Source organism: Yoonia sediminilitoris, assembly GCF_003058085.1.
Classification (GTDB): domain Bacteria; phylum Pseudomonadota; class Alphaproteobacteria; order Rhodobacterales; family Rhodobacteraceae; genus Yoonia; species Yoonia sediminilitoris.
The window spans coordinates 1-13,959 of the sequence record NZ_QBUD01000028.1; the positions used below are offsets into that span (position 1 = coordinate 1).

Here is a 13,959-nt window from a genome sequence, read left to right on the forward strand (position 1 = left end):
TCCGCAAACTAGCCAAGATCTTTCCTGCACCGCAGCAAACGCGCAAAGCGTGATAGGAAAGGTGCCCGCGCCAGATTTGGAACAGCTATTTCTGCGCTCGCGAATAGGTGTTTTTCAACAGAATCGGCGGAAAGTGTGAATTCGCTGCACCTGCGAAGGCACACTGGCCAACACGTGAAAGCGGACATTCAGGGCTCAGGCTCAACGCCCCACCATGCTGCACCAGCTGCCAAGGTCAGCAATGCGCAGGAAGCGGCGTCTGCAAAGTTCGTGTCGCCGAGCAGGTTACGATGGCGCGACCCGGCCGTTCCGGTCATTCGCTAGCGACGGCATCAAGGTCCGATCGGGGCTGCGAGTGCCCCAATCAGAGCCTCAGTTTGTTCGACCGCCCCTGCGCCGCCGCAGTTCGGTCTTGCATTCGAAGCGCGCTCTCGACAGCTGCCTGCCCGCGGGTTTGCGCTGTTTCTGTGGAGCATGAAGGCGTATTAGACGGCAACAGCCGCCCTGTCCTCGGAATCCAGAACTCCGATTGCGACATCGCCGATTGCCCAAAGCGCATTCGCGACCGCGAACCAAACCCCCGCTTCCGTGCCCGTGGCCAGCGCCAGAGCCGCCGTAGCAAACCGCCAAGGCAATCTGGCCAACATGCTCGTCCAAAAAGGAAAGCGCTTCCTCGTGAGCGGGTCTACCCAGAAAAGCGACGGCCAGACGTAGCGACGAACCATTCCGGACACGAGCGGATCGCCCCATCGTTCGAGCACCCGACCGATGGGGCCGGTCGACTGGGCCAGACGAATGACAAGGCGGTCGGATGCTTCGCCCGGTGCCACGCTGCATGCGCCTATGCCACCGATGTAAGTCAGCAACCCCGCCCCCGCAACGTAGGCGCCTGTCAGGGCCGTCGTGACGCCGAGGGCAAGCGCAACCGAACCATCGCCGAAAGTCCCGGACGAGAGGACCATGGCGCCGCCAACGCCCAGCACGAGACCTCCGAGGCCGAGAAATAATCCGCCGATCTTGAGGAACATCGGAAACGCTGCTGCACCCCGCAGCAACGAGGACCCCGCGACAAAGCTGCAGGCGGCAATGGTGAAAAGGCTGGCTGAATGCGAAGCCGCATACACCAAAAGCGCCAGCGCCAATGGGACAGCACAGATGTTTACCGCATCTGAAGCTCCGTTTCCGCCCACCCGGCCTGCAAGCTTTGCAACGGGGCTCGCGAGAATGACCAACATGATCACGCCGATAGTAGCAAAGGTTTCGGGAAAGTGCTGTGCCAGCCAGAGGCTGGATTGCCACACAGACTTCCCCGACTCGATCCACGCCTCGCGGAGGTCCATGAAGAAGGCGCGCACCCCACCCGCCCCGGTCATCGACGCGATGACGTTGCCAATCTCGTAACCCCAGAACTGAATCTCGAAACTGTTCCGCCGCAGGACGTCCGTGTGTCGCATGGTTCGTCCTCCGCGGCGGCGCGCACAAGGAATAGGCGCCTCTGAGCAAATATGTAGCACAATAAAAACGATTAGCCCAACTGCAATCGCAAAACGAGACCGATCGAGGCTTCATTGCACAGATGAGATCAGGTGGAGCCTTCAGAACAGGTCGCCTGGACGATGGGCTTTGATTTCACGGGCGCTCCCCCCAGAGCATTTCTTGCAAAGGCAGGGCGGACAAACGAAGACGATCAGCGCGCGCTCTCGCGCTCTCATGATCTATAAGCTGCATCCTAATCGGCCATGGATGGGTGAACGACCGCCCATTGAAACCGCACCGCAAAGCGGTCCTTCGTCTGGAGCGCAGCGGAGGCCCGGTTCGCGCTTTTAGCGTCGAAGCAGCGCGTGATGCCGCGCCAGGTACGAATGTCGCGGAAGGGCTGGGAGCGGTCAACCGAGGGGCTCTGGAAACCGGTTGGAGGCGGGCCAGAACAAGAAACTGGGTGCTGCGCCGCCGCAGGTCGGCTTCGAGCCCATTCTGCATAATGCTGCACCCTAAATAGAAGTCTGCTTTTGCTCCTTTCGCAGGCGCTACAATTGCTCTCACGGCAAAAAGACCGACGGATTAATACCGCTTAAGAACGTTTAAGGCCCAGCTAAAGGACGTTTAAGACCATAATAGGCACATTTGGTTCAACCGCGTCATCGCGACGCAAACAGGAGCCAAACCCATGACAACATTTAACACCAACACCGATATTCAAGGCCGCACAGATCATACATCAACTGTTCTTCGCGCTGCCGTCGCAATAATCTGGCAATTGGTAAATCAGGTCTATGTCATCTTCACGCCTAAAGCCCCAAACTCCGAACATGTCCTTACAAAGATCGCGCGCCGTGAAGCCGCCCGTCGCGCGACGGACAATTTGTTACGCTAATGCGCGGTCCGGCAATCTGCGACCATTCAACGACAAATCCGAATGCCGTAGTTTATTTTTGGCCTCAGCCCTCTGGGATGCCACAGGCTGGCATCGCATCTTTGAAAAGTTGAAGAAGTGGCGGGTACTTAAATGGCGTTGACTCCAACGTGTAGCGCAGGGTCATTTTCGAATTAATCTGCAATAATTCGCGTCCCATGCGTTCTGCATCGTCCAATCGTCCTGCCCGCCAGTAACCGCATAAAAGCGAGAACACTGTCGAGCCATATGTCGGAGCTTCAAAATAGGATTGCTCGAGCATGTTGATGGCGTCGTCAGTACGGCCAAGACCCAACATGATTATTCCAAATGCGCTACGGCCAAACCCATAGCTGGGGTCCAGCGGATTAAGACGCAAAGCCCGTTCGATATCCACAAGCGCGGTTTCAAACTGTCCGAGATAGGCATGTATCCAGCCAGAAGAACACAGCGTCGAAACGGAATTCGGATTCAGCGACTTAGCTTTGCGGATGGCAACAAGACCGATTTCGGCTCCCTTATCGAGATACGCGACCGTGTGGGCCGCATATGTCAGTGTCGCCGCATCGTTGGTGCCACTATCTAGCAATCCATAGGCGTCAGGCAGGATATGCGCAGCTTCCTTGACCGAAATGAACCGCCCGGCGCAGGCTCCCGTATAAGCCCAGCACCGCAGCGCCTTTGCATAGGCATAGTCAGGGTCAAGTGCCACAGCCTGATCCAATAAGCCGAACGCGCACGCGAAATCCGCTGGCTTTGACGTCTCGCGGATGATGGGTTCAACTTGTAGGCAAAGGTCATAAGCCCGCAAATCGTTTCGCGGTTTTTCGCGGCTTCGAATAGCTTCGGCAGATCGCAAGGTCGGTTCAATCGCGGCGGCGACGTTTTCGGTTAAGCGGTCTTGGAGTTCGAATATCTCGTCAAGGGTGCCAGCGAACCGTTCTGACCAAATGGCACGGCCTGTCACGGCCTCTACTAATAGCAGCGAAATGCGCAGGGTCTGACCCGATTGCTGGATTGAGCCCTCTAGGACATATCGCACACCCAATTCCTGACCAACATCCGGCAGGTGCACGGCGTGGCCTTTGTAGGCAAAGCTTGATGTGGCGGCGATGGTAAAAAGACCCGAGATTTTGCTAAGCGCACCAATCAATTCCGTGACGATGCCGTCGACAAGATAATCCTGAGATGCCTGTCCTGTTAGGTTGGCAAATGGCAGCACAGCGAGTGACGGAATGTCGGGTAGGTCTGGGCCTGGCGCGACCTGCGCAGGGCCATCGCCAGCTGTCAGCTTGTATCCAACCCCGGGCACCGTGGCAATCGCGCCCGCGCCAAGCAGCTTGCGCAAGGTTGAGATTTGGACCGAAAGATTGCCCTCCTCGACGGCAAGGCCGCCCCAAACTGTCTCCAAAAGCTCCTGTTTTGAAACAACACGATCTTTGTGGGTCGCAAGAAAGGCCAAAACGTCAAATGCACGGGCCCCTAAAGGTACAAGGTTACCGTCGACATGCAATTCGCGCGTCTTGGCTTCCAGCGAAAAAGGGCGGGTCGATTTTGTCATCTGGGCACCAGTCTAGGTCTGTAAATGCAGCCTACCGTGTTCAGCATTATTTCCAAGTCATGTCATCCGACCATCGGCGGCGCACAACGAGCCTCTAATTATCACTTCACGGCATCGTTAGGCATGTCAAATACTGAGCGGCAATCGTTTGTCTAAAGTTTGTGTTCCTCTATCTAAGTCAATGAAATTCCTGTTAGCAGCCATTGGCACGGTCGTCTCGAGCGGCAGCTCCGTCCGCAGAGCAGACCTTGATGAGCCATGCAGCGAATGACGCCCGGACGATGCCCGAGCGTTGGTTATCTCAAATCTGCCTAACCGTCTTAACCAGCCGGTTTGAACTTAGCAGCAATCCCGGCCGCTTTCTTTTGCGAGGCCATCAAGTCGGCGCTGGAATACGCCCTAACCGTTTTCAAATTCGACACGGTTCCAGACGCGCCTGCGACCATCAGTGCGGGGATAATATCTTCCCCGTCAGCCGCCTCGCAGATCATCAGAAAATCTGTCTCACCAGTTGTCGCATAATAGGACAGCAACTTACCGCCTACGGCCTCAACCAACGGCGCGACGGCAGCGGCCCTATCCGACGGGTTCGCAATCATCCCCTGTATCGCCTGAACCGTGTAATTTCCGGTAATGATAAAAGTAGCCATGTGTTCCTCCCGTGAAACTTAACTCGGCATTCCACTTGGGGAATGCCCTCCCTTCGAAACTGCCGCAGCTTTGAAAAAGCTAAGGCAGCATCAAAGTCTAACACGTCTGATTGAAAATCCCTACAACCCGCGGAAAGTCGGTTTTGTCCGCATAGCGGCCATACATCGGGACATATTGCGGCATCAGCATTGTAAAGTGGATTCTCTCGGAACAGGCCAACAAGACACGAGAGCTATCTGTTGCTATTTTCTTTGAAGATAACACATGATGACGCTAGCATTTATCCACATCTAGCCTGGAGGTGTGGCGTTGTCGTTCTCAATCAACTCTGTAACGGTGGTCAGCGACAAGCCAGCGCTTGATGCCCTCTTGCTCGAATATTATGGCGTGATCGTTAAGAAGTTCGTGGCAGCTGGGGGGCCACCACTCTATTCTCCTGAAGATTTGAAGGCGTCCTTCTGGCCCAATCTGCACAAATTCCTTCCGCCAACAGGCAGACTGATGTTGGTGAATGACGCGCGAGGGAAACTGGTAGGATGCGCAACTCTTCAACAAGCGCGCCCAGATGCAGGTGAGTTGAAGCGGCTTTATGTGCGCCCAGAAGCAAATGGCCATGGACTTGGGCGGGCCCTCGTTGAGGCTAGGATAGACGCTGCGCGGGAGATGGGTTGGAAAACGCTCTTGGTAAATGCAATCCGAGGCAATCAGGATATGCTTCGGATCTACGAAAAGATTGGGTTCCGTTTCATTGATCGCTTTCCAGAATGCTCGGACCCAATCGAGGTTGCCGACTACTTTATCTACATGCAGTACGATCTCCCCTGATTTTGAGGTTGCGCCTTGGATTCCTTGCTGCCGTTCGCTGCTATTGTCATGACGGTCTAGTTTTGAGCCGATAGCAGACATTTGGCCTAGAACGTCAAACGACGGCTTCGTCCGCACACTACCAGTCCGCAGCATCCAAGATTTTGCTCATGCAGCGAATGGCGGGTCTGACGGGCCGCACCGCAGCGACAGCTACCCATGGCCAATGTCCGCAATGGGCCGTTTAATGACTGCGGACCTCATCTATTCTCTAAGAAATGGCTGGCCTCAAGGATGGTCTCTGACAACCCCTCAAAGAAGTGCGGGGCCGTGACATCAACCAAAGTTGTGGGCACGTCTTGGGATTTGTCAGCTGTATCGGCCGTACGTATCACAACGATGAGCGTGCTTTTGTTGTTCAGCAGTTCGCGATAGCTCGCGCCCGTCCCATGCTTCAATACATTGATCGCAAGATAGTACTGGTGAAGTCTATCCGCGAGATGGGCATTCCCGGCAGCCAAGAGCGCTTCTTTTGCTTTACGCGATAGCGGGCCACGTTTGAAATGGCGCTGCATGCGTGCTTCAAACACCGCGAAAATATCCACTGCGGCCAATTCAATCGCGCGCGTTTCGGATGTCATCCCTTCGATTTGCGCAGTCGACAGGGTTTGACCCTCGGCAAGTTTCAAAATTTCTGAAATCCGCTCTTGGGAAGACTTTGCTGTAATCTGCGCAGCGTGAACCAGTTCCGGTAGGGTTTGTGAGACTGTCAATTTTCGTGCTCCTAAGTGTTATTCCTCCAATAGCCTAACCGAGCGTCGTTGGTAGGGACGATTGGGGCTGTACGGCAGCCTTATGTCCGCTCGCGCAAGGCTGCGCTGTGGTGACGAATGGCCGGTGAGGCCTCCCCCTAATGCTTAAAGCAGTTTTCTCTGTGCCAAGTCAGAAACTCCGGCCTTGGCCGGTTTGCTGGACGTTCGGGAACACAGAGTTTGCCTGACCCATTGATCAGACCCTTTACGGCATCCATGTCATTGCTTTGCCGAGAAACGAGTATGGTCAGATCTTCGGCCAGCCCTACCAGACCGCGATCAAACATCCAGTGGGCGGTTCCTGATAACGCGAGCCCGTTGCTCACGATGTCGGGACCATTATGCTCTACAGGTCTAATATGCGCAGCCTCAGCCTCAGCCCGTCCGCCCCCATTGATAAGGCGCAACCCCGTAATGGCACAGCGTTCACCGTAGGCACGGAGCACATTTTTTCTGAAGTTGCGATCGCGGACAATGCGGTTGGTCAGCTGATTAACACGATCACGAGCTGATAGATGCTCGAACGGCGCATGCGTATCCTGAAAACCGCCAGACTGCTTGGCTTGATCAACCCGGGGCAGAATATCATGATCTTGTCCCAGGCCACGTTCGACAATCCGGGCGAAGTCCATCGGAGAAAGTGCCCGTACTGCGGCTTGGGCACGGCCGGAGATTTTTCCGTTGTCGTTCAGTAGGCCCTGCTCAAGAACGTCGTCAGCATCTCAAAAAGGGACCGGATCACCAAAGTCGAGGTAGGTTCCGGGCTCGATGATGGCCAAGTGCATGTCGGTGTTTCTTGGATCGGCGATGATCTCTTGTACTTTCGCCACAGCGAAGTAGCCCTTGGTATTCCTGACCTTTCTGGGTTCGAGGTAGACAATCCAGTCACCTTCACAGTGCTGCGCGCGCGACAGGTATTGCTTCGGAAACTGGTATCGTTCCGAAGGGACGTCATCATAGATTGAATCTGTGCGGTGGATGAAAATGCCAAATGCCATGCTAGTGAATCATGCCCGGAAAGTCGCCGGCCGCCAAGCGGGAAAAAATGCGGAAGAACAAAGGGACTGTTCTTTGGACAAACGCAGTAAACACAATGGGGAGCATGGCATCTGGCACTATGGCTGTCTTCATCTACCAGCAACGCCATAATGTAGCCCACGGTGATTTCAACAGCCTAGGTCAGCTTCAAAGCAAGGTACAAATTATCAATGACGGAACGAAGTGGTCCGCGTCCATCCACGACATATTGGATGGTTTGGACTATGATCACCATCACAAGTAATCAACGCAGGGGTGGGGTTTTCATCAGACAATATCCGGCCCCCGCTCCTTCCCCCCGATGTACAGGGGAAGGCCCTTCGATTTCAGGTCCGTATCCACACGATGCCTTTTTCCGGTGGCCAGCCGCTTTCCCGCAGGCTTTGCACCTGCCCCGCCTTGGCCATGATAGCCGCTTCGGTCCCCGATCCGTGATTTCGCGCCTTGGCATCGATTTTACCGGCCGGTGGGTTTCGTAGTCGTGTTTCTGCGCGGGCCAGCAGGAGCCGCGTCGGCGCAGGGTGGGGTCGGGTGGGTGGGTAAGTTCTGCAGATAAGTATATGGTATATGGTGTAGGGTATATGGATTATAGGTCCCAATAAAAGACGAACTCTGTTCATTAATAAAGACTGCGCTTAGTGCAGTTTGGGATAGATCGGTTGGGGCGGGAGATGGCACCTTTGACTGGGCCAAATCGCTGAATCATCGCATTTTGACTGCGCCTGGCAAAGTGCGGTCAACACTGTGGGCGATTGGCTCATTGACTTGAAACGGGTCGTCGCTAAGCTTGCGCGAATAGGGCAGCAATACCTCGCAATCGACCTGTGCTCCAATTTACAATAATCTATCGGTCTGCGGTCTCACATGAATCAAAGGCATGTGGCAAATCAAGCCAGCAGCGCGACTTGGAGAACAAATTCTATGACCGTACGCCGGGGGCCACGAACTGTCACGCGGGATACGGTAAATTGGAAGCTCATTGATGACCATGTTATACATGGGACATTACTTGATGAAGCTGACATTCAAAGGCTCGCTCTCAAGCACGACGTAAAAGAGCAAGCTCTGCGTCAAGCGTCAGTTAGACTGAGATCTGCGTTTCTTAAAGAAATGGTTCTATCGCAGCCTGAACTTTTTTTAGAACGGCGGCGAGTTGGAAAAGTAAAACTGGCGGAAATCAGTAGATTGATGGCAATAGCCGACGGCAAACTGCAAAAGGCTCTCCGCATACTGGATGACGTAGGCTTTTCCAATCCGTTCGCACATGCAGGAATGCCAAATCCGGCCGACCGCTATCGCGAAGAATTTGAAAACGCGGTTTGTGCCATAGACGAATGCAGACGTTTTTTCAATGCAGCAGAGAGCGAAGACTTAGCACGATTTCTAGCAACACCAGACGGCAACAAAGCAGTCGATATGCGCCGCACAATTCTATGCGTGACTCTTTTTAACCTTTGGCTCGATCTTGGACGCAGTGTCACTTACACGACTGACAATATTTTGGAAGAGCGAACAGGCCCTCTAATTGAGTTCGTGAGGGACGTCATCTTCTGCCTGTCTGATCCGCCCACTCGCCATAATGGTGAAGCTGTCAAACGCGAGATCGATGCATTCAATCGAGGGGTCAAGCCTTCAGACCTTTGATCTATAATAGAAAAGTTCCAACATTGGAGCTGCTGGATATTTGGCCAACTTTTTTTGTCCTGTGACACTTTCTAAAATCTAACGGCGTGTGCGCATGGTCATGCCATGACACGCGCCCCCGCCCCTTCCCACTCTGATGAGTCTGCTGACGCGCAGATCGATACTGCTGTTTTGCGGTTGGTCGATCTGTTTGCGCGTCAAGCCGCGCGGGAACTGGCGGTGGACGCGTCTGACCCAAAGGAGAGGCCCGATGCCATCCCAGATAAACAAGACGAGCAATAAGCCCCGCACCCTGCTGACGGTGCGCCAAGTCGCCGAACTCGACAACTGTTCGGAGAAGACGGTGCGCCGTGCGATCGCAGCAGGGCTGTTGGAGGCCCTCCGCGTCGGCCCCGGCGGACGCTTACTGCGCATCGATCCAGCGGCGCATGCGGCATACCGCCAGGCGCAGAACTGGTAGGGCGCCGTGTCCATTAATGTCCATATATGTCAATGCTTTATGCCCACCTCGGGAAGAGGCGCTCACCAGAACTGGCGAAGTTATAGGGTATATGTTGACCCGAATCAGACACCCTGTCCCGCCCTGTCCACCCGAGACCAAACCTGCCCCAAGGAGCTTTTCCCGATGACCCGTTTTGCCCCGATCGACCTCGACCAAGCCTTCGTCCCGAAGGATATACCTATGTTTGCAGACCTGATCGCAAAGCTGGGCGAAGACAACAGCCTCAAGAGCACACGCCGCAGGGATATGATCTCTGGCTTGCGCCAAGTTGCCAAAGCCCTGGACCGGCCACCGCAGGACGTGCCTTGTCACGGTCGCTGGTTGCAGCCACGCCTTACTAAAATTTCTCCCGCAGCACGCGGGCTAAGCACCAAGACCTGGCAAAACGCCGTCAGCAATGCGCGTTCCGCCATGGCCCATGTCGGTATCGTTGAGCGGCGCTTCAATCGGGTCACAGACCTGGCACCGGAATGGCAAACGCTTTGGACCAGCCTTCTCGCCACCCACGACAAAACCCTCCAACCCCCTTTGTGTCGCTTTGTTCATTTCCTCAGCAATCAAGGTGTGAGCCCCCAGAAGGTGCGGAATGCACATGCACTCTGTTATCTGGAGGCGGTGACTTGCAACGAGATCAGCAAATCGCCACAGGTATCCTATCGCGCAGCAGTAAACGGCTGGAACCTTGCCACTGATCGGGTACCGGATTGGCCCAAGACGCGCCTTTCGTTGGAGAGCCGCCAGAAAGTTATCAAGCTGCCAGAGGACGCATTTCCGGTCAGTTTCATTCAGGATGTGGATGCGCTGATGTCCGATTTCGCCACGCCAGACCCGCTGGCGGAAGACGGGCGCCATCGTGCCTTGCGGCCCGCTTCAATTGCCCAGTATCGCCGTCAGTTGATCCGCTTCGCCTCCGAAGTTGTCCATTCAGGTGTGCCGATAGCACAGATTCAGAACCTGGCAGTTTTGCTGCAGCCCGACATCGCCGAGCGTGGCCTACGTCAAATGCTGTCGCGCAGCAGCAACCAATCCAACGCCGTGATTGCGGAAATTGCATTACGCTTGCGGAACTTTAGCAGGGTCTCAGGGCAGCCCGCCGAGACCCAGATCGGGCTGGACCGCTTGGCAAAACGTCTCGCCGTTCCTCCTCAACGCGGAATGACCAAGAAGAACCGGGACCGTTTGCGGGTGCTGCAGAACGACGAACGCATGCGACGTCTATTGAACATGCCAGACCGGCTGTTCACACATCCGCCCAAAGGCAAGGCAAACGCCTACACCAAAGCACTGGCACGCGAAGATGCGGTGGCGATTGCTATTCTGCTCATCTGTCCGGTCCGCATCAAGAACCTTGCGGGGATTCATCTGGAGCGCCACATCCAGCGCCCCGGTGATGGGCGCGCCTACTTGGTCTTGGTCGACGACGAGGTCAAAAATGAACGCCCGCTTGAGTTCGAGTTCCCCAAGGATTTGATCCGCATGATTGATCAGCATCTGGCAACGCGCAGCCCGATGATGTGCCCGCGTGGGACCCAATGGCTTTTCCCAAGGCGCGACGTTGCGGCACCTGTCGAACCCAGCCAACTGTCTTCACGGATCGCCAAACGCGTCCGCAAACAAACAGGTCTTGAAGTGAACGCTCATCTATTTCGCCATCTCGCCGTAATGAACTGGCTCGACGCCAATCCAGGTGGCTACGAGGTCGCCCGCCGCCTGCTCGGCCATTCCGAAGTCAGCAGGACCATCAGCCTGTATTCCGGCCTTGAGGTAAAGTCGGCAACCCGTGCGTTTGCCGATCTGATCGAGACCAAGAAAGGGCGGAACACATGAGCCTTGTTCTCCCTCGTACCAAATGGCCCCGTTCAGACCGCGAGATGTGGGAGGCACTCTGCCGAGAAGCAGGGCCACTTGATGATCCGGGGGGCCTTGCACACCTGCGTCAGACCTCGCGCAACACCTTGGAGGTACGCTACGGCCGCTGGATCAAATGGCTATCCGATACAGATCCCAAGGCACTATTGGCACCACCACCAGAGCGAGCGACGATGCTGCGCCTTCAGTCCTGGCTGGAGGGCCTCAATCATACCAAGCCCATGTCACGCCTGATGTTCGTTGATGGGGTCCTGCGCGTTCTCAGAGAATTTGCGCCTGAACAGGACTGGACAGTGCAGCGTCGCCTTCTCGCGGGCTTGAAGCGCGCTGCGGGCCGTGGAGATCCAGCGCGCAAAAACGGGCGCATTTTGTGCAGTGCAGTTTTGCTCGCGGCTGGACTGCGCCATGCTGGTCTCTACGCCGACGAAGCCGTCACACCACTTGAGCGATTGAAGCGCCAGCGGGACGGCACAATGATTGCCTTGCTGTCCGTGCTGCCGATCCGCCGCCGTTCCTTCTGTGAGCTTGCTCTCGGTCAATCGGTTCACGTCAGCGCCACTCAGATCATGATTTCGCTTGCGCCCGACATGACCAAGACAGGCGTGCCCTGGGAGGTCATCGTTCCGGGCCAGGTTGAACCCGTTTTGCGCCACTACATCAACGAGGTGCGCCCTGCCCTTCTTGCTCGCGGCGGCCAAAGCCACAATGTTCTCTGGGTCGGCAAAAAAGGGGAGATCATGACCCCAAACTATATTGGCAGCCGTGTCGGCAAACTGACACTCCAAATGACCGGCATACGCGTGCCACCACATTTCTTCCGCGATGCAGCCGCGACGACGTTAGCGCGGAGTTCAGCACAAAGTGCGCGACTGATCCGACCGGTTCTGGCACATTCGGGGTTCAAGACCGCCGAGCGCCATTACATTCACGCGCAAACCATCGATGCCGGACGAGACTATGCGTCCCTGATTAAGCGCCTCAAAGGAGACCGGCCATGACCAAAGTCGCCATTTACGCGCGGTTCTCATCACAGATGCAAAGCGAAGCGTCGATCGAAGATCAAGTGCGCATCTGCCGCGAACGGGCAGAACGAGAAGGCTGGACAGTTTCTGACATCTTCTCCGACATGGCAGTGTCTGGCGCCAGCATGCAACGCCCCGGCATTCAGCGCCTGATGGACGAGGCAAGCCGTGGCAACTTCGAAATCATTATTGCTGAAGCCCTCGACCGGCTCAGCCGCGACCAGGCAGACGTAGCAACACTCTTCAAGCGACTGAGTTTTCGCGGGGTGAAGATTGTCACATTATCAGAGGGCGAGATCAGCGAGTTGCACGTCGGCCTCAAGGGGACAATGAACCAGCTCTTCCTCAAGGACCTCGCCGCCAAAACCCGTCGCGGCCTACGTGGGCGCGTTGAGGCCGGGCGCTCGGGTGGTGGCAACAGCTACGGCTATGACGTCGTGCGCCGCCTTGGACCGGACGGTATGCCCGTGACAGGCGAACGGACCATTAACGAAGATGAGGCCGTCCTGATCCGCCGGATCTTCGCAGAGTTCAGCGACGGTCTGTCACCCAAAGCCATCGCAAGAAAGCTCAACGGAGAGGGTATCCCGGGCCCCAGGGGCAAACCGTGGCGCGACACAGCAATTCGTGGCCATCGCATTAGGGGGACCGGTCTGCTCAACAATGAACTCTACATCGGTCGGCTGGTATGGAATCGGCTGCGCTATATCAAAGATCCGGAAACAGGCCGAAGGGTTTCGCGGCTCAATCCCCAAGAAGAATGGATCATCACGGACGTGCCGGAGATGCGGATTGTGGACGATGCACTCTGGGCACGCGTCAAACACCGCCAGGAACAGATCGACGCCACACCACGCGTGCAGGCAATCAGAGAGACACGGTTCTGGGAAAAGAAGCGCACGACGCACCTATTGACCGGTCTGCTGCGCTGCGGCAGCTGCGGTGGCGGCTTTGCCGCTGTGGGAAAGGATTACATTGCCTGCTCCGCCGCGCGCAAACAGCACACCTGCACGCAAAAACGCTCCTTCAAGCGGCACGAACTGGAAACGATTGTCCTGAACCTGCTGCGGGACCGATTGATGCGTCCCGAAGCGGTAGCGGCTTTTGTGGCGTCTGTTAGCCGCGAGATGAATGCCGGACGCGCTGAAGAAAGTGCGACTCGCGCACGGCTCGCAACCGAACGCACCCAGATCACGCGCCGTCTCGATGGGCTCTACGATGCTATTGCCGATGGGCTCCGCACGGCAGGATTAAAGTCCAAACTCGAAGATATGGAAACACTGCTGGCCGTAGTAGACGCAAAGCTTGCATCGCCTGCCCCATCACCAGTACGGCTGCACCCGCAACTGAGCGAGATTTATCGTCACAAAGTGGAGGCGTTGTCCCAGACGTTGTCAGATCCGGAGATCCGTCCAATGGCACTGGAGACAATTCGCGGTTTGATCAGTGCCGTCACGATCCACGAGACCGATGAAGGGACACGCTTGACCCTCGACGGCGCAATCACGGCCCTTGTGGGCTTGGCCCAACCAGAGGCCGAAGCCTTTTTTAGTAGTGGTTCGGTAAAAGTGGTTGCGGGAGTAGGATTTGAACCTACGACCTTCAGGTTATGAGCCTGACGAGCTACCGGGCTGCTCCATCCCGCGCCAAAGGCACCTCAGGTA

13 protein-coding genes and 1 tRNA gene are annotated in these 13,959 nt (G+C 56.0%); 7 read left to right on the forward strand and 7 right to left on the reverse strand.

The genetic code is table 11. From position 1 onward, the window contains the following. Positions 1-485: 485 nt before the first annotated feature. Positions 486-1,454 (reverse strand): hypothetical protein, encoded by a 969-nt coding sequence (locus C8N45_RS22340; protein ID WP_108389177.1) that lies wholly within the window; start codon positions 1,452-1,454, stop codon positions 486-488. A 713-nt stretch (positions 1,455-2,167) separates the two neighbouring features. Between C8N45_RS22340 and C8N45_RS22345 the strand changes: the two genes are divergently transcribed. Then, positions 2,168-2,374, forward strand: coding sequence for a hypothetical protein (locus C8N45_RS22345; protein WP_108389179.1), 207 nt, complete (start codon positions 2,168-2,170; stop codon positions 2,372-2,374). Between the two features lie 64 nt (positions 2,375-2,438). Here the strand turns inward: C8N45_RS22345 and C8N45_RS22350 are convergent, their stop codons facing one another. Further along, entirely contained in the window at positions 2,439-3,953 is a 1,515-nt protein-coding gene (locus C8N45_RS22350; RefSeq protein ID WP_108389181.1) for a winged helix-turn-helix domain-containing protein, read from the reverse strand. Positions 3,954-4,273: 320 nt separating this feature from the next. Next, positions 4,274-4,603, reverse strand: a complete 330-nt coding sequence (locus tag C8N45_RS22355; protein WP_108389183.1) for a GYD domain-containing protein — start codon at positions 4,601-4,603, stop codon at positions 4,274-4,276. A gap of 310 nt (positions 4,604-4,913) precedes the next feature. Between C8N45_RS22355 and C8N45_RS22360 the strand changes: the two genes are divergently transcribed. Further along, positions 4,914-5,429: a GNAT family N-acetyltransferase gene (locus tag C8N45_RS22360; RefSeq protein ID WP_168769567.1), complete on the forward strand. Its 516-nt coding sequence runs from the start codon at positions 4,914-4,916 to the stop codon at positions 5,427-5,429. Between the two features lie 239 nt (positions 5,430-5,668). Here C8N45_RS22360 and C8N45_RS22365 read toward each other — a convergent pair whose 3' ends face one another. The 3 genes from C8N45_RS22365 to C8N45_RS23835 form a co-directional block, all read right to left on the reverse strand. Then, positions 5,669-6,181 (reverse strand): hypothetical protein, encoded by a 513-nt coding sequence (locus C8N45_RS22365; protein WP_108389187.1) that lies wholly within the window; start codon positions 6,179-6,181, stop codon positions 5,669-5,671. Between the two features lie 137 nt (positions 6,182-6,318). Further along, positions 6,319-6,852, reverse strand: coding sequence for an HNH endonuclease (locus C8N45_RS23830; RefSeq protein ID WP_245882823.1), 534 nt, complete (start codon positions 6,850-6,852; stop codon positions 6,319-6,321). A 90-nt stretch (positions 6,853-6,942) separates the two neighbouring features. Then, positions 6,943-7,218 carry a hypothetical protein gene (locus tag C8N45_RS23835; RefSeq protein WP_245882824.1) on the reverse strand — a complete coding sequence of 92 codons (276 nt, stop codon included), beginning with the start codon at positions 7,216-7,218 and terminating at the stop codon, positions 6,943-6,945. A gap of 961 nt (positions 7,219-8,179) precedes the next feature. Here C8N45_RS23835 and C8N45_RS22380 point away from each other — a divergent pair. The 5 genes from C8N45_RS22380 (at position 8,180) to C8N45_RS22400 (ending at position 13,908) form a co-directional block, all read left to right on the forward strand. Beyond that, positions 8,180-8,902, forward strand: a complete 723-nt coding sequence (locus tag C8N45_RS22380) for a hypothetical protein (RefSeq protein ID WP_108389191.1) — start codon at positions 8,180-8,182, stop codon at positions 8,900-8,902. A gap of 250 nt (positions 8,903-9,152) precedes the next feature. Continuing rightward, positions 9,153-9,362, forward strand: coding sequence for a helix-turn-helix domain-containing protein (locus tag C8N45_RS22385; RefSeq protein WP_108389197.1), 210 nt, complete (start codon positions 9,153-9,155; stop codon positions 9,360-9,362). Between the two features lie 165 nt (positions 9,363-9,527). Then, positions 9,528-11,231 (forward strand): tyrosine-type recombinase/integrase, encoded by a 1,704-nt coding sequence (locus C8N45_RS22390; RefSeq protein ID WP_168769568.1) that lies wholly within the window; start codon positions 9,528-9,530, stop codon positions 11,229-11,231. After that, a complete protein-coding gene (locus C8N45_RS22395) occupies positions 11,228-12,271 on the forward strand; it encodes a tyrosine-type recombinase/integrase (RefSeq protein ID WP_108389195.1) in 1,044 nt (347 codons plus the stop codon). The genes C8N45_RS22390 and C8N45_RS22395 overlap by 4 nt, the downstream gene beginning before the upstream one ends. Then, entirely contained in the window at positions 12,268-13,908 is a 1,641-nt protein-coding gene (locus tag C8N45_RS22400) for a recombinase family protein (protein WP_108389199.1), read from the forward strand. Before C8N45_RS22395 ends, C8N45_RS22400 begins: the two co-directional genes overlap by 4 nt. Here the strand turns inward: C8N45_RS22400 and C8N45_RS22405 are convergent. Then, positions 13,865-13,941: transfer RNA gene (locus C8N45_RS22405), tRNA-Met, on the reverse strand. The two genes, C8N45_RS22400 and C8N45_RS22405, sit on opposite strands and share 44 nt — an antisense overlap. Positions 13,942-13,959 lie beyond the last annotated feature (18 nt).